The organism is Flavobacterium aestuarii (assembly GCF_040049115.1).
GTDB lineage: Bacteria > Bacteroidota > Bacteroidia > Flavobacteriales > Flavobacteriaceae > Flavobacterium > Flavobacterium aestuarii.
This window is the reverse complement of sequence record NZ_JBDLZZ010000005.1, coordinates 25,508-51,842: the sequence shown is the minus strand read 5'-3', so window position 1 is coordinate 51,842 and position 26,335 is coordinate 25,508. Positions and strand designations below refer to the sequence as shown.

Sequence of the window (26,335 nt, the reverse complement as noted above, 5' to 3'; positions counted from 1 at the left end):
TATTCAAAGTTCTTGAATGTAAAAAGGAACTTCAACTTGAAGCTTCTTTTGTAAATACTATTCAAATATAATAAAATTACTTTCTTTAAACTCTGAGTTATACTGTTTAAATAAAATTTTTCGTGCCTGGTCTCCAGCTTTAATAATTCGAGAATTGGATTTAAAGCAAATTTGCGACAAAATTGTTATTGAAGTTAAATCTAGTTTGGATTTGTAAAATTCGATTGATGCAATTAATTGCTTTGTTGCATCTTTTCTTTCTTTATTACGTTGTTTCATCTTGACATCTTTTGATTCAACAAAGTAAAGTCTGTTGTTTTCAAACAAAACCCAATCACATTTTTTACTAGTTTCATCTTTCATTATAGAAAACTCATTTTCCAACAATAGAATTTTTGTTGGTAAACTATTTTCTAGACAAAGATTCCAATACTCTGTGTCAGATTTAAAGATAGTTGGTGCATCTTTAATATCTTCAAGATAATAAACGGGATTTTCTAATATCTTATAACAAATGTCTTTTTTAAGATCAGGAAAATTAGCTAATAATTCTTCAAAACTCATAAATCCAATAATTTATCAAATTCATCAGCAAAAGCATCCGAAACACCATCAATCATATTTTCTGAAATCTGTCCCAGCTTATCATTCATTATTTTCTTTGCTTTACCATTTCTCAATTCGTAGGCAATAAAGTTTTTAGGATTAAGCCAAGATTCCTTTTTAATAATTTTGTTGACTTCTTTAGGATTTGTTTTTCCTTTATCAAAAGCTAAAAGCAAATTATTGATAGAAGCTAAAACAAATGGACTATGAGTTGTAAGAATTAAATTCTTTCTTTCAAACAAACAGTTTTTAACTAAATATTTAATTAACTCGTGTTGTGCTTTTGGGTATAAATTTAATTCAGGTTCTTCAACTACAAAGTTGAAATTGTATTTTTCTTTTAATGACTTTGAATATTCAACCAAAAGTAAAATCGGAATTATAGATTGTAAACCAGAAGCTGATTCCAATAAATCTACTTTTTCGTTTTCATTATGATAGATGTAAGACGTTTTTCCTTCTCTTTTATATTTAAAATTTTTGTCAATGATAGTAAGAGGTAATTCTTTTACAGTTTGAATTGCTTTTTCGTATTCTTGACCAATGTTCAAGAGATGCTTAGGTATTTTAACGTTGTTGTTAATTAATCCTAAAGCATTCTCTGCGATTAAATGAATAAAATTTCTCTCAGTTGGAATATAAATAGAATCAAATAAATAAAAATTGGGAAAAAGAGAGATTATATCTTCGAAAAATTCAATGTAACTTTCAGTCGAATTATTTTTTTCTAAAATTTCAAAAATTATTTCTATTTCTTTAACTGACAAATCTTCATTTTTATTTCTATTTCGTAAAAATGATTTGAATTTTATTAATTGTTCTCGGTTCTTAAAAAATTGCATCAACTCTTTTTCATGCAAAATTAAATGTAAATTTATATGAACTCTTATTAGACGTTTAAAGTCGTTTTCAGTCTGACGCACAATGTCCTGAAGTTCAATATACTGTTGAAAAATTGAATCTTTTTCTGGAAATTTATTTTTAACAGTATTAAATAATTTTTCACTTTCAACACTTCTCAGTTTTAGTTTTTTATAACTTAAAATGTGGTTTTCAATATTGTTTTTAAAAGATTCATTATTTGAATAATCAAATCCAAAAGGACTTTTTTTAGAGCCTGTATTCGTATAGATTATAATAGTATTCTTGTTTAAATAAGAAAAGATGTTATATTTTTTTAACTCATCTTCAAAGAGAATTTCATCTTTACTTCTGAAATCTTTATCTTCAAGAATTGCAAGCAATTTAGCCAATGTACTTTTACCCGAAGCCTGCGCTCCAATAAAAGTAACCATTTCTCTAACTTCTATTTCAATATCTTTTAGAGGTCCAAAATTTTTAACAATAAGTTTTGCTCTTTCCATATTTCAAAAATAAGAAATTATAATTAGGATTTATTCAAAAAAAGGAACTCCGTTACGAAGTTCCTTTTTTGGTATTTATATCAAGTTGAAAATTACTCCACCAATTCCACAAACTTAAACTCACCTTCAACAGCCACTTTTGTTAAACCGTGTTTAGATAAATTTTTCATAGAAGCATCCCATTTTTTACCGCTTAAGTTAGCCGTAATTTTTAATTGCTGAAGATCCATTTTATTGTCATTTCCTTTCAATAAGTCTACGATAAATTTCTCTTCATCAGAAAGTTCAATTGTTTGTTTTTTCTCCGGACGCATTTGCGGGAACAATAAAACTTCCTGAATCGAAGCATTATTTGTCAAATACATAATCAAACGGTCCATTCCAATTCCCATACCTGATGTTGGAGGCATGCCATATTCAAGCGCTCTTAAGAAATCTTCATCGATAATTCCGTTGGCTTCATCATCACCTTTTTCTGCTAGTCGCATTTGGTCTTCAAAACGCTCTCTTTGGTCAATCGGGTCATTCAATTCCGAATAGGCATTTGCAATTTCCTTACCGCAGACCATTAATTCAAAACGCTCAGTCAAGTCTGGATTATTGCGGTGTTCTTTACAAAGCGGCGACATTTCCTTTGGATAATCAGTGATGAATGTTGGCTGAATATAATTTCCTTCGCATTTCGCTCCAAAAATCTCATCAATCAGTTTTCCTTTACCCATCGTGTTGTCAACCTCGATTCCCATTCCGCGTGCTGCTTCAAACAATTCTTGTTCTGTTTTACCAGAGATATCAAAACCAGTAAAATGCTTGATGGAATCGGTCATCGTTACACGAGCGTAAGGCGCTTTAAAGTTGATTTTGTGCTCGCCAAAAGTAACTTCACTGGTTCCATTTACTGCAATCGCGCAATGTTCCAGTAAACCTTCTGCAAATTCCATCATCCAGTTGTAGTCTTTGTAGGCTACATATATTTCCATTGCTGTAAATTCAGGATTATGCGTTCTGTCCATTCCTTCATTACGGAAGTTTCGGGAGAACTCATAAACACCTTCAAAACCGCCAACAATTAATCTTTTTAAATACAATTCGTTTGCAATACGCATATAAAGCGGAATGTCAAGCGAATTATGGTGTGTGATAAACGGACGTGCAGAAGCTCCGCCAGGAATGGACTGCAAAACCGGAGTATCCACTTCAAGATAACCAGCATCGTTAAAATAACCACGCATTGCAGTAAACAATTTGGTCCGTTTTATAAACGTATCCTTCACATGCTGATTTACCGTCAAATCCACATAACGCATTCTGTAACGCAATTCAGCATCGTTAAAAGCGTCGTGTACTTTTCCGTCTTCATCTACTTTTGGCAATGGCAGCGGACGAAGCGTTTTGCTCAAAAAAGTAAAACCGCTCACACGGATACATTTGGCACCCACTTGTGTTGTAAACAATTCACCTTCAATACCAATAAAATCGCCCAAATCGGTCAATTTTTTAAAAACCTGATTATATAAAGTTTTATCATCGCCTTCACATAAAACATCGCGGTTCACGTACAATTGAATACGTCCTTCGCTGTCCTGCAATTCGGCAAAACAAGCTTTTCCCTGATCTCTCACACTCATCAAACGCCCGGCAACAATCACTTTCTTACCTTCTTCAAAAGATTCCTTTATCTGCTTCGAAGTATGATTTACAGGAAAAAGATTAGCAGGATAAGGGTTAATTCCCAAGTTACGTAATGATTGAAGTTTTTCTCTTCGGATGATTTCTTGTTCTGATAATGCCATTATATACTGTTTTTTAAGTGCGCAAAGATAACAAATAGATTGCAGATTTCAGAATGCAGTTTTTAGATTTTTTAGAGTAGAAATTCTCAGTTTTTTTTCATAATTCCACCTGCTGTACACTATATCTTTTATGGCGAACCCCGCCATAAAAGGATGCCGTTTCCATCAGGGCTATGCCGGAAATTTGGTTTTTTATCACACTATTTTAACCGCATCATTCGCAAAGAATTACTCAAATTACGCTAAGCTTTGCATCCCTTACGGTTATTTTATAACTTCGTTCTTACAAATAATGAAATTCAAATAATGAAAAAATATTTTTTCGTACTCCTGCCGCTTTTAATGATAAGCTGTCAAATCACAGAAACCATTCATCTCAATCCAGATGGCAGTGGAACGATTGAAGTAGTCATGCTGCGAGACGAAAACAGTTACATGCAATTGGCGAGAGAAAATTATTCTAAAGAAAATATTTATAGAGATACAACGTATGTCTTTGGTGATTATATCAAAAAGCACGACGATACCTTTTCTAGAACCCCAGTTGCTGATCAAAATGTATTTTTGAAATATTCAGATGTAAAAGTTCATAAAAAACAGAGTTCCTACGAAAAAGAATTCCGATCTGCTTATACTCAGAACTTTCAAAAAGCATCTGATATAGTTGACCTCTCTAAAACTGATCATTACATTGACGATATAAAAAACAACTATGCCTTAAGCGCCGAAGAACATTATTACAAAGTTCGCTATGATTATGCCGGGAATCGTTTTTACAGGATTGTTGCAATTACAGATACTTTGGAACAAAAAAAACAATTTGATAAAATTGAAGAGTTAAAAGCCAAATACAAAGGGCTGAAATTGGTTCAGAAATATGTTTTGAATTACCATTTTCCTCGAAAAATTGAGTCAGTTTCCAATGCTCTAGCCGAAATTAGCTCCGACAAAAAATCATTAAAACTGGAATTTCTTTTGTCCGATTGTCTTCAGAATCCAATCAGCACAAATCTCGAAGTAGTTCTGGAACCTGAAGCAGATTAGATTTATCCTGACAGGTTGCGAAAACCTGTTAGGTATCCAGCAGTTTTTAGTTTTAAAATTTTAGCTAATAAGATAAGATAAGATAAGATAAGATAACTCAAAGTTTGTCATTCGGTAGGAATCTCAGTTATGTGAGCAAGCAACCTGGGGATCCTACGGAATGATGAAAAACTGGTAATTGATTCTTGGAAATATAGATCTAGAACTTTTGAAGGTTTTCAACACCTTTTAGGATTTTTATGGTTTAGTTTGAATAATATTATGCCTAACAGTTTTTTAAAACCTGTTAGTAAGCCGGAAACATTTGTACCTTTGCAAAAAATAAATCTTAGAATCTCAATATCTAAGAAACTTAGTGTCTTCAAAAAAATGAACAAAACCATCCAGCTTCAGGATTTAGGAAATAAAGATTACAAAACTGCCTGGGAATATCAGGAAGAATTGTTTAAGGGAATTGTCGATTTAAAAATCCAAAACAGGAGGGAAGAAACCCATGTTCCAACTCCCAATTATTTACTTTTTGTCGAACATCCTCACGTTTACACTTTAGGCAAAAGCGGTGATTTGGAAAATTTATTACTTTCCGAAAAACAGCTCGAAGCCAAAGGAGCCACTTTCTACAAAATCAACCGCGGCGGCGATATTACGTATCATGGTCCAGGACAGATTGTGGGTTATCCCATTCTTGATCTGGAGAATTTTTTCTCTGACATTCATAAATACCTGCGTTTTCTGGAGGAAGCCATCATTTTGACTTTGGCAGAATATGGTATTGAATCTGGACGAAGCGAGGGAGAAACTGGAGTATGGCTTGGTGCTGGAACACCATTTGCCCGAAAAATCTGTGCTATGGGTGTCCGGGCTTCCCGCTGGGTAACGATGCACGGTTTTGCTCTAAACGTTAATGTCGATCTGGGTTATTTTGATAATATAATTCCGTGTGGAATCCGTGGTAAAGCTGTGACTTCCTTGAATGTTGAACTTGGTATTGATAAAGTGGATGAAGCCGAAGTGAAAGCAAAAATCTTAAAGCATTTCACCCAATTATTCGAAGCAGAGTTTATTACTTTTTAAACAGTTCAAGAAATAATCAGTACATACTTTTTTTTGGTTTTTGTGTTTAATTTGTTGAATATCTGCTCTATAATAATAAATTCGATTGTTTTATTTAACTTAGCATTTTTCTTTCAAAATTAGTAAGGTATGCAAAGTGTAATTTCAAATTTATCAGAATTTTTAAAGTTCAGTGAAGAAGAAGGAAACGCATTTGGAAGTATTTTAAAATTTAAAAAACTTAAAAAAGGGGAGCATCTTTTAGTAGAAGGAGAGTTTTGTAATTTTGGTGTTTTTATTCAAAAAGGCTGTATCAGACACTATTATTTAAATGATGGTATAGAAGCAACAGGTAATTTTTTCTTTGAAAATGGATGGTACTCAGATTTTGAAAGCTTTTTATATGGAAAACCTTCAAAGATTAATATAGAAGCACTTGAGGATTGTGAATTATATCTAGCTTACAAAGATGATTTTGACAAATTAGTAAATCAATATCCTGTCTTTAATGATTTTTTGCGTGAGATGATGGAGCGAACAATCAAAGGACTTACAGGGAAAGGGATGTCTATGACATTGCTAAATCCCGAGGAACGTTATTTGGCATTAATAAAATACCGTCCCAAAGTGGTAGAAAGAGTTTCTCTAAAACACATCGCTAGTTATTTAGGCGTAAAGCCCGAAAGTTTAAGCCGTATCAGAAGCAGAATAACATTAAACGAAAAATCTTAACTTAAGTCAATTTTTAAGATATTTCAACGCTTTATTTTTGTTTTTATAATTATAAAACAAAAAAAATGAAACATTTATTTCTGGTTATTATATTATTTTTCAGTTTAGCTTCTACGGCTCAGACTGGTGTTATAAAAGGAAAAATAATTGACAAGCAATCCGAGAAACCAATAGCAGGAGCTGCAATTTCTTTAGCAGGAAGTGAAGATTTAAAAGCGGTTTCCGATGCAGATGGTAATTTCAAAATATCCAATATTCCAATTGGAAGACAAAATCTGAATATCAGTTTTGAAGGTTATGAAAGTACTTCAGTCGCGGATCTGGATGTTACCACAGGAAAAGATAATCTGCTGACTATTTCAATGACAGAAAAGTTCAATACGTTAGATGAAATTGTTGTTACTTCGGGTTCAAGCAAAGCAAAAGCTATTAATAAAATGGCACTCATATCTACTAAGCAATTTACTACCGAAGAAGTAAGCCGTTATGCTGGAGGCAGAAGCGATGTGGCACGTCTGGTTTCTAATTTTGCTGGCGTTTCAACAGGTGACGACAGCCGTAATGATATCATTGTACGCGGAAACTCTCCTTCGGGTATGTTGTGGCGTCTTGAAGGAATGCCGGTTCCAAGTCCCAATCACTTTTCTACATTGGGAACCACAGGAGGACCAGTTTCGGCATTAAATCCTAATCTCTTGGCTAATTCTGATTTCTTGACTTCCGCTTTTCCAGCTGAATATGGCAACGCGATTGCTGGGGTTTTTGATCTCGGTTTCCGAAAGGGAAATCCAGATAATTACGAATATATGATTAGTGCAGGTGCTTATCCAGGATTGGAGTTCATGGCAGAAGGACCTTTGGGCAAAAAGGGTGGTTCTTTTATAGCATCGGCAAGGTATGGTTTTGTGGGAGTCACGGGTTTGGCAGGAACTGCTGCACAGCCAAATTATAGTGACATTAGTTTTAATGTAGATTTTGGAAAAAGCAAAATAGGTAATTTCTCTATTTTCGGAATTTATGGCACTTCAGATATTGATTTTTTAGGCAGCAAAATTGATGAGGAAGACCCTTTTGCGGCGCAGGATGAAGATAGTTTTGTCACTTCACAGTTTGGTTCTTTTGGCCTAAAACATAATTTAGAGATTGGCAATAACTCGTATCTGAAAACGATAGTTGGTTATGCTGCGGCTGGAAATACTTATAAGAATGACCGTTATTATAATTATCAAACTCCTGCCGAAAATAAATTGCGTTTTATGGATACTGATAATTCTGAAGACAGAATTACATTTTCGACTTTGTTCAATTCTAAAATCAATAAAAAAACAACTCTTAGAGCTGGTCTGCTTTTTGAAAATTATACGCTGGATTCCCAGATTTCATCCCGGGACAGACAGCAGGACAATGATGGTGACGGTTATCCAGACCTGGTGGAATTGGTTACTCAGGATGGGAATTATAATATTATTCAGCCGTTTGTTCAGGGACAGTTTCGCTTGACGGAGAAATTAACTTTCAATGCTGGAGTTCATGGGCAGTATTTTTCTATAAACGATGAATTTGCTTTCGAGCCAAGAACAGCTCTGTCTTATGCTTTCAATGCTAAAAACACTATCAGTCTGGGTTATGGCCAGCATCATCAAAGTGTGCCAGTTCCTATTTTGTTCCTTAATGAATATGTAGACGGAGCGAAGGTTCAAACCAATAGAGATTTAGATTTAGTACAGAGCCAGCATTATGTTTTGGGATACGATGTAAGGCTGGCCAGCAAATGGAGGGGGAAAATTGAGTTGTATTATCAGGACATTACAAAAGCGGGTGCTGAATCTTTTCCCAGCAGTTATTCGACATTGACCGAAGGTTCGGATTTTGGATATTCAATTGATAAGACTTCTTTGACGAGCAATGGTAAAGGCCATAATCAGGGAATTGAATTTACGGTCGAAAAATTCTTTAGCGAAGGTTATTATGGATTGTTTACTACTTCTCTTTTTGAAAGCAAATATAGCGGAAGTGATGGTGTAGAACGTAATTCTCCTTTTAATAATGGATATGTAATTAATCTTTTGGGAGGAAAAGAATTTAAAATTGGAAAGACAAAGAAAAATGTTTTTTCAATTGACACAAAATTTACAACAGCTGGTGGACGTTATTATACTCCGGTAGATTTAGTTGCGTCAAACGATGCGGGTTATGAAATTAGAGATAATGCAAATGCTTTCAGTGAGCAATATGATCCGTATTTAAGGCTCGATGTGAAATTTGGAATAAAAATAAACAGTAAATCCAAGAAAAGGTTTCATCAGTTTTATGTCGATTTTCAGAATGTTACTAATCATACCAATGTTTTTAGCAGGGATTATAACCGAATAACCAATAGTGTGGATCAAAAAGATCAAATAGGTTTCTCTCCTGATTTTGGATATAAGTTTCAGTTTTAAGGAATAAAAAAAGCTTGCATGACAAGCTTTTTTTTATTCGAATTCCAAAGTGAGCTGTTCCGGCAATAGCCTGAAACTCATCCGGTGGTATTTTGTAGTGCCATATTTCCTGATGGCTTCGCGGTGTTCCAGGGTGGGGTAACCTTTGTTTTGTTTCCAGTTGTACATTGGGAATTCTTCGTGAATTTTATTCATGTATTCATCACGATAGGTTTTTGCCAAAATAGAAGCGGCTGCAATACTCAGAAATTTAGAGTCTCCTTTTATAAAGCTTTGATTAGGAATCGATTTTAGTAATTCAATTTCAGTTTTCGAGAATTGTTTGCCAAAAGTATTCTTTAAACCTAATTTAGCATTCAATGCCCTGTTTCCATCTACAATAATAAATTCGGGGGTTTTGTGCAGCTTCAAAACACATTCCTGCATCCCTTTCATCGAGGCATTCAGGATATTTATTTCGTCTATTTCTTCAGGATGCAGATGAGTTACGGCATAACAAACGGCATGCTGCTCGATAATAGGCCTTAATTCTTCCCTGATTTTTTCGGATAACTGTTTACTATCGTTCAAAATGCTGTTTTCAAAATCCATTGGAAGAATTACTGCTGCCGCTGTTACTGGTCCAGCCAGACAGCCGCGCCCCGCTTCGTCAGTACCGGTTTCTAATATATATGAGGAGAAATTATTTAGAAGCATTATGAAATTTTTGAATGGCAAATATTATAAAAATTTTTCTTGATTTTTTGTAATGTCAATGGTTTTTCAAAAATATATGTGGAGGCTATTGCACTTGGATTGTTGTGTCAGCGAGAAGGATAGCAGTAATTCGCGCCACGGAGCGATATCCTGACAGCAGTCAGTTAGAAGGGCCAATATACGCAAAGAATAGGGATCCCTTTATCAGGAAGGTAGCTCGCCAAAATATTTGAAAATAAAAAGTATCAGTTTGCAAAAAAAATATGTGTTAAGGTTTACTTTATAAATTGGGGTGTTTTTTTATTTATACGTTTTTATCCTTTACCTTTGCTGGATATATCTGTAAAATAATTGCCTAATTATAATCGTTTCAAATGAGGATTTTCTTTTCTTTAATTTTTTTAGCTTTTCCGATACTGCTGTTCTCGCAAAAAAATAAACAGGTTAACAGTGCTAAAGAAATGGATTATAATAGTAAATATAATTCTTCGGACTCGATAAAGAAGAAAAAAGCGCCTGAGGCTACTTATGATATGTATCAGTTTATTTCTCTGGATCGGGATACGACTTATATAGATACTACACAGTCTATCAGGAAATCCTACAGTCATAATTATTTGCGAAAAGATAATTTTGGACTTTTGGCTTTTCCTAATGATGGACAGACATACAATACATTGCAGTATGGATTAAATGGTTTTTCGCCTTATCCAGAATTTGGTTTTACGGCAAAACAGTTTAATTATATGAGGGCAAATGATATTAAATATGCCAATGTTGCCACTCCAGTGACCGAATTATATTTTAAGACAACCATACAGCAAGGGCAGTCAGCCGATTCGTATTTTGCTATAAATGTATCTCCAAGACTTAATTTTTCTATAGCTTTCAGAGCTTTGCGATCGGAGGGAAGATATATCAATCAGCAGGCAAAATCGGGAAATTTTAGATTTACTACAAGTTATAATTCCAAAAATGGACGTTATATTGCCAATATGCATTACACCTCTCAAAGATTTCAGAATGAAGAAAATGGAGGTATAAGCAATGTAAGCAATTTTACAAGTGGCGATCCTACCTTTGATAACAGACAGCGATTGGGAGTTTATTTTGAAGATGCAAATTCAGAATTAAAAGGGAAACGTTTCTTTATAGATCAGGCCTTTAGGATAAATCCAAAAAAAGCGGCTAACAATTTATATATTACAGAGCAGTTTAATTACGAGAAATTCATGTACGGCTATACGCAGGAAACAATTCCTTCGATAGTAGATGGTAATGAGGTGAATCGTTTTGGCGAGTCATTCGTTACAGGCGGAATGGACGATAGAACTGATTATAATAAAATGTATAATAAAGCTGGTCTGGTATATGAGAACACCACTTTGGGTTCTTTTACTTTTTTTGCAGAGGATTTGCGCACCAATTATTTTTATAACAACATCTTATATTTGAATGGCGACGTAACGGTTGGAAATCTGCTGAGCCAGACTATTAATACTATTGGAGGGCAATACAATTATCGCAAAGACAAATGGAATGGCAAGATTTTATATTCTAAATCGGTAACAGATCAAAATTTATTTAATTTAGATGTGTCGGCAGTATATGATTGGAATGACGAAAATCAATTGTCATTTCGCTATCAGAGCATGAATAAACTGCCTAATAATAATTATAATTTGTTTCAAAGCAGTTACAGGGAATATAATTGGCAAAATGATTTTGTTAATGAAAAAATTAACTCAATCAGTGCTGTGGCTGACACAAAATGGGTTTCATTATCAGCCCAGCTGAATACGATAAACGATCATTTGTATTATACAGATTCCGATGCTGCAGTACGAAATGACACTATGCAGATTGTTAAGCCTCATCAATATGGTAAAACAATAAATTATGCTTCACTTAAGATTTCAAGGGAATTTGTTGTTGGCAAATGGGCATTAGACAATACGCTGTTATTCCAGAAAGTGGATCAGCCAGATGCAATTTTGAATGTTCCTGAATTTGTAACAAGAAATACATTGTATTACACTAATTATTTGTTTAACAGAAAATTATATTTCCAGACAGGTATCGAGTTTAATTACTTCAGCAGTTACTACACTAATAATTACAATCCTGTAATTGGTGAATTCTTTGTTCAGGATAAGGTAAAAATTGGGAACTCCCCGCTGGTTGATTATTTTGTTAATTTTAAAATCCAGCGCACCAGGATATATTTCAAAGCAGAGCATTTTAATTCACTGTTTTCAAAGAATAATTATTTCTCGGATACCAATAATCCCTATCGTGATTTTTTAATCCGTTTTGGACTGGTTTGGAATTTCTTTAATTGATTTATAACAAAATTTATTCAAAAAGTTAGTTTAAATAAAAAATATGCTAATTTTACTTCCATATAACTATAGAGATACTATAGTTTAAGTTATAACTTCTGAAAAATAACTAAATGGAATACTCTGAAAATATATTAGGCACGATTGGGAATACTCCTTTGGTAAAACTCAATAAAATTACTGCAGCAATTGATGCTTTGGTCTTAGCAAAAGTGGAGACATTCAATCCAGGGAATTCAGTAAAAGACCGTATGGCTGTAAAAATGATTGAAGATGCTGAGGCTGATGGACGCTTGCAGCCTGGAGGAACAATAATAGAAGGAACTTCTGGAAATACAGGAATGGGGCTTGCTCTAGTGGCAATCATCAAAGGGTATAAGTTAATTTGTGTAATATCCGATAAGCAGTCTAAGGAAAAAATGGATATTCTTCGTGCAGTAGGTGCCAAAGTAGTAGTTTGCCCAACCGATGTTGATCCAACAGATCCACGTTCTTATTATTCGGTTTCCAAAAGACTGGCTGCCGAAACTCCCAATTCCTGGTATGTAAACCAGTATGATAATTTATCCAATTCGTTGGCACATTACGAACAGACAGGGCCAGAAATCTGGAAGCAGACAGATGGAAAGATTACTCATTTTGTAGTTGGGGTAGGAACTGGCGGAACCATTTCCGGCGTTGGGAAATATCTGAAAGAGAAAAACCCGGACATCAAAATCTGGGGAATTGATACGTATGGTTCTGTGTTTAAAAAATATCATGAAACTGGAATTTTTGACGAAAATGAAATCTATTCCTATATCACAGAAGGGATTGGTGAAGATATTCTACCGAAGAATGTTGACTTTTCTTTAATCGATGGATTTACAAAAGTAACAGATAAGGATGCTGCTGTTTATACCCGAAAAATTGCACTCGAGGAAGGGATTTTTGTCGGAAATTCTGCTGGTGCAGCCATAAAAGGATTATTACAGCTCAAAGAGCATTTCAAGCCGGACGATGTAGTAGTGGTGTTATTTCACGATTCAGGAAGCCGTTATGTGGGCAAAATGTTCAATGATGACTGGATGCGTGAAAGAGGTTTCTTAGAGGAAGAGGTTACAACGGCTGAAGATGTAATTAAAGATCATATCAATCAGCAATTAATCGTGGTGCGCACCGAAGAATTGGTTTCGCATGCAATCGAGCGTATGCGTAAGTATAATATATCGCAGATACCAGTGGTTGATATTGATGGGTTTGTGGGTTCTGTTGATGAAACGGATTTATTTAGAAGTTATGTGGCCGATAAAAATGTGGCCGATAAACCAATCAAGGAAGTGATGGGAAAACCTTTTCCTGTGGTAAAATTGAATGCTTCTATTGAAGAAGTTTCTAAATTATTCACTAAAGGGAATGATGCCGTATTAGTTGATCTTAATAATGGAAATCATCAGATTATTACAAAGTCTGACATCATAAGATCGATGAAATAATATTGTTTATATTGCAGATTTTATACTGATGGTTAAAATCTGCAATGTTCTTTTTAAATTTTAAATTTTCATGACTTTTACTGCAATAGATTTTGAAACTGCAACTGCTTATCATCCGTGTTCTGTTGGAATAGTAATGGTTGAAAACGGATTGGTTGTTGATGAATTTGTAACATTGATTAAGCCTCCAAATAACGAGTATAATCCTTTTACAATTCAAGTTCATGGTATTTCACCAAGAGATACCGCAAATGCCAAAACCTTTATAGAAGTTTTTCCCGAAATTCAAAAAAGGCTTCAAAACAGAGTTGTTGTAGCTCACAATGAAAGCTTCGACCGGAATATTTTGATGAAATCAATGATGCTGCATGGCTTGAATTATGACGATTTAAATATTGGCTCCCGCTGGGAATGCACCGTGAAAATATATAAGTCAAAAGGGTTAAAGCCAACAAAGCTTAGCGACTGCTGCCGTGAAATGAATATCCAATTAAATCATCATGAGGCTTTATCTGATGCAAGGGCTTGCGCCAAATTGTATTTGTTAAGATAATTTTGAGCTTAGCTTTCTTTCTATTTGCAAAGTGTGAAATGAGTTTTTTTATTTTGTAGGACAAATTGTTATTTTTTTATTACTTTAGTCTAAAAGTCAATAATCTGCATCATGAAAGAAGATTTTCTCCACTACATCTGGAAATTTAAGAAATTTGATACCGTAAATCTAAAAACATATAATCAAGAGGAAATAACAATCAGTAATGCTGGGCAGTACCTGGAATTGGCAGGTCCCGATTTTTTTAATGCGCAAATTACTATTGGAAATCAAAAATGGGCTGGAAATGTTGAGATGCATGCCAAATCCTCTGATTGGTATATTCATCATCATGAAAAAGATGCGGGTTATGAAAATGTGATTTTGCATGTCGTCTGGGAACATGACTCAGAGGTTTTTAGATCTGATAATTCGGAGATTCCCGTTCTTGAGCTCAAAAACTACGTAGACCAATCTATTCTTAATAATTATCAAAAGCTTTTAGCTCCGAAGTCATGGGTTTTCTGCGAAAAGCAATTAAAAGATATTCCCCAATTCACATTAGCCAACTGGCAGGAACGATTGTTTTTTGAACGTCTGGAACGAAAATCACAGCCTATATTGCAATTATTAGACGATACTAATAACGATTGGGAAACTGTGTTGTTCCGTCTTCTAGCCAAGAATTTTGGATTGAATACCAATGGAGAAACGTTTTTTAAAATTGCGCAGTCTATTCCATTTTCAATAATCCGCAAAGAATGTTTTGAAGCCGAAAATCTCGAAGCTTTACTGTTAGGCTCAGCTGGATTGCTGGACGCTGAGAAAGAAGATGTTTATTTTAAAGATTTGAAGTTCCGGTATTTTTATCTTCTTCATAAATATCAAATCGAAAAGAGCTTAATTGAGCCAGTGCAGTTTTTTAAACATAGGCCAGATAATTTTCCCACAATCCGGATCTCGCAATTAGCAAATTTATTTCATAAACAGCAGAATCTCTTTTCTAAAATAAGTAATTTGAATTCAGCCGAAGCAGTCTATGAAATATTTAGAGTTTCGGTTACGCCATATTGGGAAACGCATTATCAGTTCGATAAGGAAAGCCCAAAAAAGAAAAAGGTATTATCAAAGTCTTTTATGGATTTACTGATTTTAAATACTGTAATTCCGCTTCAATTTGCTTATGCCAAGAGCCAAGGCAAAGAAGTTTCAGAAGATTTAATAGCTTTTCTAAATAATGTGGGAGCAGAAAACAATTCAATAATAGATAAGTTTGAATCTTATGGAATAAAGTCTAAAAATGCATTTGAAACTCAGGCATTACTGCAGCTTAAGAATGAATATTGCAATAAGGCTAAATGCTTAGATTGTGCTATTGGGATAGAGCTGCTGAAAAAATAATTAGGACAATTATTTATTCGCGGTTAACTATTGGGAGAAGATGGATTGAGCTGATGTATTTTATAAGTTTGCATGTTTATAAATTTTGTAGTTTTGTACAAACTCATTTTCTAATACTATGCGAGCAGTAATACGATTGAAATTTTTTTTGGAAAAATACGGTTTTCATGTGTCTTCCCGATTGGCAGATAAGTTAGGGATGCGAGTTACAAATGTCCGGCTTTTTTTTATCTATATATCTTTTGTAACTGCAGGTTTAGGATTTGGAGTGTATTTAACTTTAGCTTTCTGGATTAGGCTGAAAGATTTAGTTCGAGCCAAACGAACTTCGGTCTTTGATTTATAAAACTAAGTTTCTGATATAAAAAAAGGGATTTTAAAGTGGTTAAGCTTTAAAATCCCTTTTTCTTATTTTGTATAAAATTATTTTTCAGGATTGTTCAATTTGCTGTTTTTCTTTCCATATACAAAGTAAATTGCTATCCCTAAGCCCATCCAGACTACCAGTCTTACCCAGCTTTCATTAGGTAATGAATACATTAATGCTAAGCAAATAATAATACCTGCGATTGGTACAAAAGGTACTAATGGAGTCCTGAAAGATCTTGGAGCGTCTGGCATTTTTTTACGCATAACCATAACACCAATGCAAACCAATACAAATGCTAATAATGTTCCAATACTTACCATGTGTCCTAGATCACTAACAGGGACTAGGCCTGCAAATATACTTACGAAAATCAAGAAGAAAAGATTTGTTTTCCAAGGAGTACGATATTTAGCATGAATTGAACTGAAAAACGGAGGTAATAAACCATCTTTGCTCATAGTATAAAATACACGGCTTTGTCCCATAAGCATAACTAGCATTACCGAAGTGTATCCAGCTAGGATCGCAACAATTAAACCAGTTTGCAAAAAGTCATATCCTGTTTTTGCAAATGCTGTAGCGGCAGGTTTTGCATCTCCAGCAAATTCTGAATAGTTTACCAATCCAGTCATTACGTGGGCAAATAATACATATAATAGTGTACAGATTATTAATGATCCTAAAATACCAATTGGCATCCCTTTTTGAGGATCCTTAGCTTCTTGAGCTGCTGTAGATACGGCGTCAAAGCCAATGAAAGCAAAGAATACGGTTCCAGCACCAGCAGCAATTCCAGTCCATCCAAATTCTCCAAAAACTCCAGTGTTTTCTGGGATATAAGGAGTGTAGTTTGCTGTATCAATAAAACTCCATCCTAAAACGATGAAAATAACAACTACGGCAACTTTTACAATAACTAAAAAATTGTTTAATGAAGCTGATTCTTTTGTTCCTCTAATTAATAATAAGGATAGCATTGATACAATAAAGATGGCCGGAAGGTTTATAATTCCTCCTTCTACAACGGTTCCATCACTGAGTTTTAGTGTTTCCCAGGGCGAACAGATAAATTCGTGGGGCAGATGTATGCCATATTTATTTAACAATTCAAGCAGATAACGTGACCAGCTCACCCCTACGGTAGCGGCTCCTAATGCGTATTCTAAAACTAAATCCCAACCAATAATCCAAGCCATAAATTCACCCATAGTAGCATAAGAATAGGTATAAGCACTGCCTGCAACAGGAATCATCGAAGCAAATTCTGCATAGCATAGTCCTGCAAATGCACATCCAACGGCTGCTAAAACAAAAGATAGAGTAACTGCTGGTCCGGCATGTTCTGCAGCGGCGATACCTGTTAATGAGAATAATCCGGCTCCAATGATGGCTCCAACTCCCAATGCGACAAGTGATCGTGAAGATAAGGTTCTTTTTAGGCCTTTCTCAGATTCGGATGCTTCATCAAGCAATACCGAAAGAGGTTTAGTTTTCCAAATTGACATACTATAATATATTGGTTAATTATTATTAAGCTTCAAATGTATCGTTTTTTGCAAAAAATAAAAACATTTATCTTCTTTTAAGTTATAAAAACTTTAACTTTTGAAAGAGAATAATCTTGAATTCTGTTTATCTTCTGATAATCATTTAGTTGTATAGTATTTGAAAATGAAATTAATTGTTGTTGTAAATGGTGTGAATTTGATATTTTTCTTAATAAAATGAATTTTTTTATCTTATTTTATATTCTCAAGAAACGATAAATGTTTTAGTAAATGAATTTTAATCAGATAACACCATATTTTAAATTTAGTAATCAGCAGCGGTCAGGAATTTTTTTTCTTTTTGGAATTATCATTATCCTGCAGTTTGTTTATTATTTCGCTGATTTTAGTCCAATTCAGGAAAAAGAACCTGCTCGGCAGCAGTGGCTTTCTTTACAAGCAGCAGTAGATTCTTTGAAATCGCATAAGACCAGTAATAAGCCTGTAATGTATCCTTTTAATCCAAATTTTATTTCAGATTATAAAGGATATAAACTTGGAATGTCCGTAGAAGAAATAGACCGTTTATTGACTTTTAGAAAACAAAATAAATTTGTCAATTCTGCCAAAGAGTTTCAGGATGTTACAAAAATTTCGGATTCGCTGCTTCATGCAATTTCACCATTTTTTAAATTTCCAGATTGGGTAAATCAGAAAAAAGGCAGTAATCAATATAAAAGTTTTTCAGATAAGGCTTTCGTTAAAAATGAAAAAATTGTTCTTATTGATATAAATCAGGCTGCACAACAAGATTTAATCAAGATTAATGGAATAGGAGAAGCCATATCGCTAAGGATTCTATCTCAAAAAGAAAAACTAGGAGCATTTGTATCGATGGAACAGCTTAAAGAAGTTTGGGGATTGTCTCCAGAAGTAATTTTAAATTTGAACAAGCACTTTGCTATTATAAAACCTCCAGATTTGATTAAAATAGATGTAAATAATGCTTCTTTAAAGGAGCTGTCTAAGTTTTTTTATTTCAAACAAGACTTGGCCAGACAGATTGTAAAATACAGGAGCATGAATGGTGACTTTAAAAATATTGAGGATTTGACAAAAATTAACGACTTTCCTGTTGATAAAGCAAAATATATTAGCTTATATTTGAGCTTTTAATATGAATGACATTTTATGATGAATTTTGATTATAACGAAACTCAATCTTTAATAGCGCAATCTATAAAAGATTTTGCCGAAAAAAATATAAGACCTTATATAATGGAGTGGGATGAAGCCCAGATTTTTCCAACGCAGCTTTTTAAAAAATTGGGAGAAATGGGTTTTATGGGTGTTTTAGTTCCAGCCGAATTAGGTGGTTCGGGATTAGGATATCATGAATATATTACAATTGTTGAGGAAATTTCAAAAGTTGATCCATCTATTGGATTGTCAGTTGCAGCTCACAATTCATTATGCACAAATCATATTTTAACTTTTGGAAACGAAGAACAAAAGAAAAAATGGATTCCAAAACTGGCAACTGCCGAACATATTGGGGCTTGGGGCTTGACTGAGCATAATACAGGATCCGATGCTGGAGGTATGAACACTACCGCTGTTCGTGATGGCGATCATTGGGTGGTAAATGGAGCTAAAAATTTTATTACCCACGCTATTTCTGGAGATATTGCCGTAGTGGTTGTCCGGACTGGCAAAAAAGGCGATTCCAAAGGAATGACAGCATTTGTCTTCGAAAAAGGAATGCAAGGGTTTGCATCGGGAAAAAAAGAAAATAAATTAGGAATGCGCGCCAGTGAAACGGCTGAATTAATTTTTGACAATTGCCGTATACCAGACTCAAATAGGCTGGGCGAAGTAGGAGATGGATTTGTACAGGCTATGAAAATTCTTGATGGTGGCCGCATCTCAATTGGTGCTTTGTCACTTGGTATTGCCAAAGGTGCTTATGAAGCAGCTTTGAAATACTCTAAAGAGAGACATCAGTTTGGCCAGCCCATTTCCGATTTTCAGGCAATTTCATTCAAATTGGCTGATATGGCTACCGAAATTGAAGCGTCAGAATTATTATTGCATAAAGCTGCCTTTCTGAAAGAACAGCATAAACCTGTTACAACTTTAGGCGCAATGGCTAAAATGTATTCTTCTGAAGTTTGCGTAAAAGTATCTAATGAGGCTATTCAGATACACGGCGGTTATGGATTTACTAAAGATTATCCTGTGGAAAAATTCTATAGGGATTCAAAATTATGTACTATTGGTGAAGGGACTACCGAAATCCAGAAATTGGTTATTTCAAGAAATATTTTAAAAGATTAAAAAGAAGTGCTTCTTTTTTTTATTTTAAAATAATTCGTAATTTATAACGGATAATTCATAATTAATATTTACTTTTGCGCACTTAACGAAAGGGGGTGATAAAATTATGTTAATTATACCAATTAAAGACGGAGAAAATATCGATAGAGCATTAAAGCGCTATAAAAGAAAATTTGATAAAACTGGAACAGTTAGACAATTAAGAGCACGTACAGCTTTTATTAAGCCATCTGTTACAAATAGAATGAAATTCCAAAAAGCGGCTTATATCCAAGGATTAAGAGATAGTGTAGAGAATATCTAATTTACTGTCAACGCATTTTAAAATAAATTACCGTTAGTTATTAAAGTTTCTTAACTTTGATGCTAACGGTTTTTTTATGGCTTCAAATAATAAAGATGCATTTAGGGATTATCTGCAACTCGAAAAAAAATATTCTTCACACACTATAAATGCTTATTTAAATGATATCTCTTGTTTTGAGATATATAATAAGGAGTATTTTGAACAAGATACTATTGATCAGGTTAATTACAGTCAGATTAGAAGCTGGATTGTTACGCTTGTAGATGATGGTGTTTCAAATGGAACAATAAACAGAAAAATAGCTTCCTTAAAAGCTTTTTATAAATTTTTATTAAAAATCAAGCAAATTCAGGTTAGTCCGTTATTGAAGCATAAGGCTTTAAAAACCGAAAAAAAACTACAGATACCATTTTCGGAAAAAGAATTAGCTGAAGCTTTGTCTCAAAATCCAGTTCCAGAAGGATTTGAAGAGATAAGGGATAAACTCATAGTTGAATTGTTTTATACTGCTGGAATCCGAAGAACAGAACTTATTCATTTAAAGCTTTCAAATGTAAATTTGGGAGGAGGTACAATAAAAGTTTTAGGAAAAAGGAATAAAGAGCGTATTCTGCCGGTTTTGCCAGTGGTGGCAGAGCAATTGTTGATATATATAAAGGAACGGTCATTGCTTGAAGTAATACATGATGAGGAGTATTTATTCATCACAAAAAAAGGATTAAAATTAAGCGATTCCTTTGTGTATCGATTAATAAATTCATACTTTAGTAGTGTCTCCGAGAAAGTAAAAAAAAGTCCTCATATATTAAGACATACATTTGCGACTCATTTATTGAATAACGGAGCCGATTTAAATTCAGTTAAAGAATTATTGGGACATTCTAGTCTTGCTTCTACTCAGATATATACGCATAGCAGTTTGTTTGAGCTTAAAAAGGTATATCAGGAAGCTCATCCTAGGAATAAAAAATAATTCAAAAAGTGTTTAACCATTAAATAGATTGATTATGAAGGTAAATGTTCATGCAGTTAACTTTACTGTTGACAAAAAGCTAGTAGATTTCGTTCAGGAAAGAATGGATAAATTGGAGAAATATTATGATAGAGTTGTGTCTTCTGATGTTTTTTTGAAAGTAGAAAAGACAAGTGAAAAGGAAAATAAAAATGTTGAGATAAAAATTAATGTTCCCGGAGATGATTTTTTGGTTGAAAAACAATGCAAATCCTTTGAGGAAGCAGTAGAGCAGGCAGCGGAATCACTAGAGCGATTACTGGTAAAACGTAAAGAAAAGTTAAGAACACATATTTAATTTAAATTTTTTTCAAAAAATGTTTTGATTAAAAGATAAAATCTCTACATTTGCAGTCCGTTAGAAATAGCGGACTTTTTTTATTGAAATCGCCAGCGTAGCTCAGTTGGCTAGAGCAGCTGATTTGTAATCAGCAGGTCGTGGGTTCGAGTCCCTCCGCCGGCTCTTTTTTCCAATGCGATTTGGAATAGTTCATGCAATTATTGATAAAAAAAATGGGGAGATACTCAAGCGGCCAACGAGGGCAGACTGTAAATCTGCTGTGTGAACTTCGCAGGTTCGAATCCTGCTCTCCCCACAAATTGAAGTTTAAAGTTTGAAGGTTTAAATGGTTTAAAAATAGCTTTAAACTTTTAAACAATTTTAAGCAAAATTTCTCTGCCGACTTAGCTCAGGGGTAGAGTGCTTCCTTGGTAAGGAAGAGGTCACGGGTTCAATTCCCGTAGTTGGCTCAAGTAAGTAGGAAATTGAAATAAATATATAAACTAGATTAAAAATTAAGTAAAATGGCAAAAGAAACCTTTAACCGTTCGAAACCACACTTAAACATTGGTACGATCGGACACGTAGATCACGGTAAAACTACTTTAACAGCAGCAATCACAAAAGTGTTATCTGATGCTGGTTACTGTCAAGCAAAATCATTTGATCAAATTGATAATGCTCCTGAAGAAAAAGAAAGAGGTATTACAATTAATACATCACACGTTGAGTATGAAACTGCTAACCGTCACTACGCACACGTTGACTGTCCAGGTCACGCGGATTACGTAAAAAACATGGTTACTGGTGCTGCTCAAATGGACGGTGCTATCCTTGTTGTAGCTGCAACTGACGGACCAATGCCACAAACTCGTGAGCACATCCTTTTAGGTCGCCAAGTAGGTATTCCTAGAATGGTAGTTTTCATGAACAAAGTGGATATGGTTGATGATGCTGAGCTTTTAGAATTAGTTGAAATGGAAATCAGAGACTTATTGTCTTTCTACGAATATGATGGTGACAACTGTCCAGTTATTCAAGGTTCTGCTTTAGGAGGATTGAATAATGATGCTGCATGGGTTCCTAAAATTCTTGAATTGATGGAAGCTGTAGATTCTTGGATCGAAGAGCCAGTACGTGACACTGAGAAACCATTCTTGATGCCAGTTGAGGACGTATTTACAATTACTGGTCGTGGAACTGTTGCTACAGGTCGTATCGAAACTGGTATTGCTAATACAGGAGATGCTGTTGAAATCATTGGTATGGGAGCTGAAAAATTGACTTCTACTATTACAGGAGTTGAGATGTTCCGTAAAATCCTTGATAGAGGTGAGGCTGGAGATAACGTAGGTTTATTGTTAAGAGGTATTGATAAAGAATCTATCAAAAGAGGAATGGTTATCATTAAGCCAGGATCTGTTAAACCACATAAAAAATTCAAAGCTGAGGTTTATATCTTGAAAAAAGAAGAAGGTGGACGTCACACTCCATTCCACAATAATTACCGTCCACAATTCTACGTACGTACAACTGACGTAACAGGAGTTATTTCTTTACCAGAAGGTGTAGAGATGGTAATGCCAGGGGACAACTTAACAATCAATGTTGAGTTATTAAGCCCAATTGCTATGAGTGTAGGTCTTCGTTTTGCTATCCGTGAGGGTGGAAGAACTGTAGGTGCAGGTCAGGTAACTGAAATTGTAGAATAATACTACCATACATAATAAGGCCAGTGTCGTCTTGGCGACACTGGTTTTTAATAACTACGGGCGTAGTTCAAGGGTAGAATAGCGGTCTCCAAAACCGTTGATGGGGGTTCGAATCCCTCCGCCCGTGCAAAATAAACTAATCACTATGACAAAAGTTGTTAATTACATATCAGAATCATTTGAGGAATTAAAATCAAATGTAACTTGGCCAGAGTGGGCTGAAGTGCAACGTCTTACAATCGTTGTTGCTGTCTTTTCAGTGGTATTTGCTTTAGCGACTTGGGGTACTGATGAAGTATGTGCAAAAACATTATCTATATTTTTTAACTGGATAAAAGCATAATTTTTTGTAATGGCTGATAATAATTTAAAAAAATGGTATGTCGTTCGTGCAGTAAGCGGGCAGGAAAATAAAGTGAAAGCTTATATCGAAACAGAAATAGCTCGTTTGGGAATGAGTGATTATGTTTCGCAGGTTCTTGTGCCTACTGAAAAAGTGGTTACTGTAAAGGAGGGTAAAAAATTATCGAAAGATAAAGTTTATTTTCCTGGTTATGTTATGCTGGAAGCCAATTTAGTTGGGGAGATTCCTCATATTATCAAGTCTATCACAAGTGTTATTGGGTTCTTGGGGGAAACAAAAGGCGGGGAGCCAGTTCCATTAAGAATGTCAGAAGTAAATAGAATGTTAGGTAAGGTTGATGAGTTAGCAGTAAATACAGATACTCGTTCAATTCCTTTCAACTTAGGAGAAACTATTAAAGTGATCGATGGTCCATTTAATGGCTTTAACGGTACTGTTGAAAAAATAAATGAAGAAAAGCGTAAACTTGAAGTAATGGTGAAAATTTTCGGAAGAAAGACACCGTTAGAGCTTAGTTTTATGCAAGTTGAAAAAGTATAATTTTTGTTACATCTATAATAACCACACAATCGCTTCCAATGATTGTCGTGTTAAATTTTTTAAAAAATGGCTAAAGAAATTAGTAAGGTAGTTAAACTACAAGTTAAGGGAGGTGCTGCGAATCCGTCGCCACCGGTTGGACCTGCTTTAGGAGCTGCTGGGGTTAACATCATGGAGTTCTGTAAGCAATTTAATGCTAGAACACAAGATAAACCTGGCAAAATATGCCCAGTACAAATTACTGTGTATAAAGACAAATCATTTGATTTTGTTGTAAAAACTCCTCCAGCCGCTGTCCAATTATTGGAAGCTGCAAAGCTAAAGTCTGGATCAGGTGAACCAAATCGTAAAAAAGTAGCTAGTGTTACTTGGGATGTTATCAAAGCAATTGCTGAAGATAAAATGGTAGATTTAAATGCATTCACAATCGAATCTGCTATGAGTATGATTGCTGGAACAGCTAGATCTATGGGTATAACTGTATCAGGAGATTCTCCTTTTTAATTAAGAGAAAAACATGGCAAAATTGACAAAAAAGCAAAAAGAGGCTGCTTCAAAAATTGAAAAGAACAAATTATACACTTTAAAAGATGCTGCGGCATTAATTAAAGTGGTTGCTTCTGCTAAATTTGATGAGTCTGTTGATATCGCAGTTCGCTTGGGTGTAGATCCAAGAAAAGCGAATCAAATGGTGAGAGGTGTAGTAACCTTGCCTCACGGTACAGGTAAAGATGTTAAAGTATTAGCGTTAGTTACTCCAGATAAAGAAGCCGAAGCTAAAGAGGCTGGTGCAGACTACGTAGGACTTGATGATTATTTACAAAAAATTAAAGACGGCTGGACAGATGTTGATGTAATTATCACTATGCCTGCTGTTATGGGTAAATTAGGACCATTAGGCCGTATTTTAGGTCCTAGAGGTTTAATGCCAAACCCTAAAACAGGTACTGTAACTATGGATGTTGCAAAAGCTGTTGCAGAGGTTAAAGCTGGTAAAATCGATTTTAAAGTTGATAAAACTGGTATCGTACATGCAGGAATTGGTAAAGTTTCTTTTGGAGCTGAACAAATTTATGACAATGCACACGAAATTATTCAAACATTAATCAAACTTAAACCAACTGCTGCTAAAGGTACATACATCAAAGGTATTCACCTTACAAGCACAATGAGTCCTGCAATTGCATTGGATCCAAAAGCAGTATAATTGGTAGTTAATAATTTTTAGTATGACTAGAGAAGAAAAATCAATCGCGATTGAAGATTTAACTGCACAGTTAGCTGGTACAAACATTATTTATGTATCTGATATTTCTGGGTTAGACGCAGAAACAACTTCAAACTTGAGAAGAGCTTGTTTTAAGGCAGGTGTTAAATTAGAGGTAGTAAAAAATACTTTGCTTGCAAAAGCAATGGAGGCTTCTGATAATGACTATGGAGATTTACCTACTGTTTTGACTGGTAATAGTGCTATATTTATTGCAGATGTTGCAAATGCACCTGGAAAAATTATCAAAGATTTCAGAAAAAAATCTGCAAAACCTGTATTGAAAGGAGCTTATATTAATTCTGAAGTTTATCTTGGTGATGATCAATTAGATGCATTAGCAACTATTAAATCTAAAGAAGAGCTTATCGGTGAAATCATCGGATTATTACAATCACCAGCTCAAAGAGTTATTGCTGCTTTACAAAATCAATTCGCTGGCAGCGAAGAGGCTGAAGCATAATACTCAAAACAAGGAACTTTATTTCCTTGTTGCTTGAATTAGCGCACAATAAATAAATTATATTTTTTACAAATCATTTTAAAAAAAGATAGAAAAAATGGCAGATTTGAAACAATTCGCAGAGCAATTAGTTAACTTAACAGTTAAAGAAGTTAACGAATTAGCAACAATATTGAAAGATGAGTATGGTATCGAACCAGCTGCTGCAGCTGTAGTAGTTGCTGCTGGTGGTAATGAAGGTGCTGCTGAAGAGGCTCAAACAGAATTTACAGTAGTATTGAAAGATGCTGGAGCTTCTAAATTAGCTGTAGTAAAATTAGTTAAAGAACTTACAGGTTTAGGTTTGAAAGAAGCTAAAGATGTAGTTGATAGCGCTCCTAGTAACGTTAAAGAAGGTGTAACTAAAGAAGAGGCCGAAGGTCTTAAAAAATCTTTAGAAGAAGCTGGAGCTGTAGTTGAGTTAAAATAACAAAACGTCAGTTTTAAAGTAGGTTTAGACCTTGGACGAAACCGTCCAACGGTCTAAACCATTTTTCGTATAATAAAATTATATCAAGTTTTATTATAAAATAGTTTAAAATACGAAAAGGTTTTTAATCAATACGAAGAAAGAAAATTTACAAAGTTTTAATTTGTTTGTTTTTAAAGATGTATCGATTATAAAAAGAAAGTATAGATTGTTTTATAAATTGAACAGTGTTTTTACACAAATAACTA

General features: G+C 34.4%; 26 protein-coding genes and 4 tRNA genes. 25 read left to right on the top strand and 5 right to left on the bottom strand.

The window, feature by feature from the left end; translation table 11 throughout:
• Positions 1-57: 57 nt before the first annotated feature.
• From ABEG11_RS06650 to lysS, 3 genes are all read right to left on the bottom strand, one after another.
• Positions 58-564 (bottom strand): hypothetical protein, encoded by a 507-nt coding sequence (locus ABEG11_RS06650; RefSeq protein ID WP_348823401.1) that lies wholly within the window; start codon positions 562-564, stop codon positions 58-60.
• Entirely contained in the window at positions 561-1,970 is a 1,410-nt protein-coding gene (locus tag ABEG11_RS06645) for an AAA family ATPase (protein WP_348823400.1), read from the bottom strand. The genes ABEG11_RS06650 and ABEG11_RS06645 overlap by 4 nt, the downstream gene beginning before the upstream one ends.
• Positions 1,971-2,062: 92 nt before the next feature.
• Positions 2,063-3,763 (bottom strand): lysine--tRNA ligase, encoded by a 1,701-nt coding sequence (lysS, locus tag ABEG11_RS06640; RefSeq protein ID WP_348823399.1) that lies wholly within the window; start codon positions 3,761-3,763, stop codon positions 2,063-2,065.
• Between the two features lie 306 nt (positions 3,764-4,069).
• Between lysS and ABEG11_RS06635 the strand changes: the two genes are divergently transcribed.
• The 4 genes from ABEG11_RS06635 (at position 4,070) to ABEG11_RS06620 (ending at position 9,033) form a co-directional block, all read left to right on the top strand.
• Complete coding sequence (locus ABEG11_RS06635) at positions 4,070-4,807, top strand: hypothetical protein (RefSeq protein ID WP_348823398.1); 738 nt, start codon at positions 4,070-4,072, stop codon at positions 4,805-4,807.
• Positions 4,808-5,176: 369 nt separating this feature from the next.
• Positions 5,177-5,881, top strand: coding sequence for a lipoyl(octanoyl) transferase LipB (lipB, locus tag ABEG11_RS06630; protein ID WP_348823397.1), 705 nt, complete (start codon positions 5,177-5,179; stop codon positions 5,879-5,881).
• 129 nt (positions 5,882-6,010) lie between these two features.
• On the top strand, positions 6,011-6,592 hold the full coding sequence (locus ABEG11_RS06625; RefSeq protein ID WP_348823396.1) for a Crp/Fnr family transcriptional regulator: 582 nt from the start codon (positions 6,011-6,013) through the stop codon (positions 6,590-6,592).
• A gap of 65 nt (positions 6,593-6,657) precedes the next feature.
• On the top strand, positions 6,658-9,033 hold the full coding sequence (locus ABEG11_RS06620) for a TonB-dependent receptor (protein ID WP_348823395.1): 2,376 nt from the start codon (positions 6,658-6,660) through the stop codon (positions 9,031-9,033).
• A 33-nt stretch (positions 9,034-9,066) separates the two neighbouring features.
• On the opposite strand, the gene rnhB is transcribed toward ABEG11_RS06620, so the two are convergent.
• Positions 9,067-9,729 (bottom strand): ribonuclease HII, encoded by a 663-nt coding sequence (rnhB, locus tag ABEG11_RS06615; RefSeq protein WP_348823394.1) that lies wholly within the window; start codon positions 9,727-9,729, stop codon positions 9,067-9,069.
• A 461-nt stretch (positions 9,730-10,190) separates the two neighbouring features.
• On the opposite strand from rnhB, the gene ABEG11_RS06610 reads away from it, so the two are divergent.
• From ABEG11_RS06610 to ABEG11_RS06590, 5 genes are all read left to right on the top strand, one after another.
• Positions 10,191-12,071 (top strand): putative porin, encoded by a 1,881-nt coding sequence (locus tag ABEG11_RS06610; RefSeq protein WP_348823393.1) that lies wholly within the window; start codon positions 10,191-10,193, stop codon positions 12,069-12,071.
• Positions 12,072-12,184: 113 nt separating this feature from the next.
• Entirely contained in the window at positions 12,185-13,546 is a 1,362-nt protein-coding gene (locus ABEG11_RS06605; RefSeq protein WP_348823392.1) for a pyridoxal-phosphate dependent enzyme, read from the top strand.
• 70 nt (positions 13,547-13,616) lie between these two features.
• Positions 13,617-14,099 carry a 3'-5' exonuclease gene (locus ABEG11_RS06600; RefSeq protein WP_348823391.1) on the top strand — a complete coding sequence of 161 codons (483 nt, stop codon included), beginning with the start codon at positions 13,617-13,619 and terminating at the stop codon, positions 14,097-14,099.
• A gap of 111 nt (positions 14,100-14,210) precedes the next feature.
• Positions 14,211-15,479, top strand: a complete 1,269-nt coding sequence (locus tag ABEG11_RS06595; RefSeq protein WP_348823390.1) for a DUF2851 family protein — start codon at positions 14,211-14,213, stop codon at positions 15,477-15,479.
• A gap of 118 nt (positions 15,480-15,597) precedes the next feature.
• Positions 15,598-15,825: a PspC family transcriptional regulator gene (locus tag ABEG11_RS06590; RefSeq protein ID WP_100841929.1), complete on the top strand. Its 228-nt coding sequence runs from the start codon at positions 15,598-15,600 to the stop codon at positions 15,823-15,825.
• Positions 15,826-15,902: 77 nt separating this feature from the next.
• Here the strand turns inward: ABEG11_RS06590 and ABEG11_RS06585 are convergent, their stop codons facing one another.
• Positions 15,903-17,354, bottom strand: a complete 1,452-nt coding sequence (locus tag ABEG11_RS06585; RefSeq protein ID WP_348823389.1) for an amino acid permease — start codon at positions 17,352-17,354, stop codon at positions 15,903-15,905.
• Positions 17,355-17,627: 273 nt separating this feature from the next.
• On the opposite strand from ABEG11_RS06585, the gene ABEG11_RS06580 reads away from it, so the two are divergent.
• The 16 genes from ABEG11_RS06580 (at position 17,628) to rplL (ending at position 26,087) form a co-directional block, all read left to right on the top strand.
• Positions 17,628-18,512 carry a ComEA family DNA-binding protein gene (locus ABEG11_RS06580; RefSeq protein WP_348823388.1) on the top strand — a complete coding sequence of 295 codons (885 nt, stop codon included), beginning with the start codon at positions 17,628-17,630 and terminating at the stop codon, positions 18,510-18,512.
• Positions 18,513-18,530: 18 nt separating this feature from the next.
• Positions 18,531-19,673, top strand: coding sequence for an acyl-CoA dehydrogenase family protein (locus ABEG11_RS06575; protein ID WP_348823626.1), 1,143 nt, complete (start codon positions 18,531-18,533; stop codon positions 19,671-19,673).
• Between the two features lie 106 nt (positions 19,674-19,779).
• Positions 19,780-19,977, top strand: a complete 198-nt coding sequence (gene rpsU / locus ABEG11_RS06570) for a 30S ribosomal protein S21 (RefSeq protein ID WP_348823387.1) — start codon at positions 19,780-19,782, stop codon at positions 19,975-19,977.
• Between the two features lie 76 nt (positions 19,978-20,053).
• Entirely contained in the window at positions 20,054-20,953 is a 900-nt protein-coding gene (locus ABEG11_RS06565; RefSeq protein WP_348823386.1) for a tyrosine-type recombinase/integrase, read from the top strand.
• Positions 20,954-20,987: 34 nt separating this feature from the next.
• Positions 20,988-21,290, top strand: a complete 303-nt coding sequence (gene hpf / locus ABEG11_RS06560; protein ID WP_115813442.1) for a ribosome hibernation-promoting factor, HPF/YfiA family — start codon at positions 20,988-20,990, stop codon at positions 21,288-21,290.
• A 91-nt stretch (positions 21,291-21,381) separates the two neighbouring features.
• Positions 21,382-21,455, top strand: a tRNA-Thr gene (locus ABEG11_RS06555).
• A gap of 52 nt (positions 21,456-21,507) precedes the next feature.
• Positions 21,508-21,588: transfer RNA gene (locus tag ABEG11_RS06550), tRNA-Tyr, on the top strand.
• Positions 21,589-21,670: 82 nt separating this feature from the next.
• A tRNA-Thr gene (locus ABEG11_RS06545) sits at positions 21,671-21,742 on the top strand.
• A gap of 54 nt (positions 21,743-21,796) precedes the next feature.
• Positions 21,797-22,984, top strand: coding sequence for an elongation factor Tu (gene tuf, locus ABEG11_RS06540; protein WP_348823385.1), 1,188 nt, complete (start codon positions 21,797-21,799; stop codon positions 22,982-22,984).
• A gap of 56 nt (positions 22,985-23,040) precedes the next feature.
• Positions 23,041-23,111, top strand: a tRNA-Trp gene (locus ABEG11_RS06535).
• 18 nt (positions 23,112-23,129) lie between these two features.
• Entirely contained in the window at positions 23,130-23,327 is a 198-nt protein-coding gene (secE, locus tag ABEG11_RS06530) for a preprotein translocase subunit SecE (RefSeq protein ID WP_348823384.1), read from the top strand.
• 9 nt (positions 23,328-23,336) lie between these two features.
• On the top strand, positions 23,337-23,888 hold the full coding sequence (gene nusG / locus ABEG11_RS06525) for a transcription termination/antitermination protein NusG (RefSeq protein WP_348823383.1): 552 nt from the start codon (positions 23,337-23,339) through the stop codon (positions 23,886-23,888).
• 66 nt (positions 23,889-23,954) lie between these two features.
• Complete coding sequence (gene rplK, locus ABEG11_RS06520; protein ID WP_035639405.1) at positions 23,955-24,392, top strand: 50S ribosomal protein L11; 438 nt, start codon at positions 23,955-23,957, stop codon at positions 24,390-24,392.
• Positions 24,393-24,405: 13 nt separating this feature from the next.
• Positions 24,406-25,095, top strand: a complete 690-nt coding sequence (gene rplA / locus ABEG11_RS06515) for a 50S ribosomal protein L1 (protein WP_348823382.1) — start codon at positions 24,406-24,408, stop codon at positions 25,093-25,095.
• A gap of 22 nt (positions 25,096-25,117) precedes the next feature.
• A complete protein-coding gene (gene rplJ / locus ABEG11_RS06510; protein WP_348823381.1) occupies positions 25,118-25,618 on the top strand; it encodes a 50S ribosomal protein L10 in 501 nt (166 codons plus the stop codon).
• Between the two features lie 97 nt (positions 25,619-25,715).
• Entirely contained in the window at positions 25,716-26,087 is a 372-nt protein-coding gene (gene rplL, locus ABEG11_RS06505; RefSeq protein ID WP_348823380.1) for a 50S ribosomal protein L7/L12, read from the top strand.
• Positions 26,088-26,335: the final 248 nt, after the last annotated feature.

Excerpts from the sequence above, each read along its gene's own strand:
- ABEG11_RS06610 (WP_348823393.1), top strand. The coding sequence starts at position 10,191 with ATGGATTATAATAGTAAATATAATTCTTCGGACTCGATAAAGAAGAAA.
- secE (WP_348823384.1), top strand. The coding sequence starts at position 23,130 with ATGACAAAAGTTGTTAATTACATATCAGAATCATTTGAGGAATTAAAA.
- ABEG11_RS06585 (WP_348823389.1), bottom strand. The coding sequence starts at position 17,354 with ATGTCAATTTGGAAAACTAAACCTCTTTCGGTATTGCTTGATGAAGCA.
- rnhB (WP_348823394.1), bottom strand. The coding sequence starts at position 9,729 with ATGCTTCTAAATAATTTCTCCTCATATATATTAGAAACCGGTACTGAC.
- ABEG11_RS06625 (WP_348823396.1), top strand. The coding sequence starts at position 6,011 with ATGCAAAGTGTAATTTCAAATTTATCAGAATTTTTAAAGTTCAGTGAA.
- rplL (WP_348823380.1), top strand. The coding sequence starts at position 25,716 with ATGGCAGATTTGAAACAATTCGCAGAGCAATTAGTTAACTTAACAGTT.
- ABEG11_RS06565 (WP_348823386.1), top strand. The coding sequence starts at position 20,054 with ATGGCTTCAAATAATAAAGATGCATTTAGGGATTATCTGCAACTCGAA.
- ABEG11_RS06595 (WP_348823390.1), top strand. The coding sequence starts at position 14,211 with ATGAAAGAAGATTTTCTCCACTACATCTGGAAATTTAAGAAATTTGAT.
- hpf (WP_115813442.1), top strand. The coding sequence starts at position 20,988 with ATGAAGGTAAATGTTCATGCAGTTAACTTTACTGTTGACAAAAAGCTA.
- ABEG11_RS06600 (WP_348823391.1), top strand. The coding sequence starts at position 13,617 with ATGACTTTTACTGCAATAGATTTTGAAACTGCAACTGCTTATCATCCG.
- ABEG11_RS06590 (WP_100841929.1), top strand. The coding sequence starts at position 15,598 with ATGCGAGCAGTAATACGATTGAAATTTTTTTTGGAAAAATACGGTTTT.
- rplK (WP_035639405.1), top strand. The coding sequence starts at position 23,955 with ATGGCTAAAGAAATTAGTAAGGTAGTTAAACTACAAGTTAAGGGAGGT.
- rpsU (WP_348823387.1), top strand. The coding sequence starts at position 19,780 with ATGTTAATTATACCAATTAAAGACGGAGAAAATATCGATAGAGCATTA.
- ABEG11_RS06645 (WP_348823400.1), bottom strand. The coding sequence starts at position 1,970 with ATGGAAAGAGCAAAACTTATTGTTAAAAATTTTGGACCTCTAAAAGAT.
- lysS (WP_348823399.1), bottom strand. The coding sequence starts at position 3,763 with ATGGCATTATCAGAACAAGAAATCATCCGAAGAGAAAAACTTCAATCA.
- tuf (WP_348823385.1), top strand. The coding sequence starts at position 21,797 with ATGGCAAAAGAAACCTTTAACCGTTCGAAACCACACTTAAACATTGGT.
- rplJ (WP_348823381.1), top strand. The coding sequence starts at position 25,118 with ATGACTAGAGAAGAAAAATCAATCGCGATTGAAGATTTAACTGCACAG.
- ABEG11_RS06580 (WP_348823388.1), top strand. The coding sequence starts at position 17,628 with ATGAATTTTAATCAGATAACACCATATTTTAAATTTAGTAATCAGCAG.
- rplA (WP_348823382.1), top strand. The coding sequence starts at position 24,406 with ATGGCAAAATTGACAAAAAAGCAAAAAGAGGCTGCTTCAAAAATTGAA.
- ABEG11_RS06620 (WP_348823395.1), top strand. The coding sequence starts at position 6,658 with ATGAAACATTTATTTCTGGTTATTATATTATTTTTCAGTTTAGCTTCT.
- lipB (WP_348823397.1), top strand. The coding sequence starts at position 5,177 with ATGAACAAAACCATCCAGCTTCAGGATTTAGGAAATAAAGATTACAAA.
- ABEG11_RS06605 (WP_348823392.1), top strand. The coding sequence starts at position 12,185 with ATGGAATACTCTGAAAATATATTAGGCACGATTGGGAATACTCCTTTG.
- ABEG11_RS06635 (WP_348823398.1), top strand. The coding sequence starts at position 4,070 with ATGAAAAAATATTTTTTCGTACTCCTGCCGCTTTTAATGATAAGCTGT.
- ABEG11_RS06650 (WP_348823401.1), bottom strand. The coding sequence starts at position 564 with ATGAGTTTTGAAGAATTATTAGCTAATTTTCCTGATCTTAAAAAAGAC.
- ABEG11_RS06575 (WP_348823626.1), top strand. The coding sequence starts at position 18,531 with ATGAATTTTGATTATAACGAAACTCAATCTTTAATAGCGCAATCTATA.
- nusG (WP_348823383.1), top strand. The coding sequence starts at position 23,337 with ATGGCTGATAATAATTTAAAAAAATGGTATGTCGTTCGTGCAGTAAGC.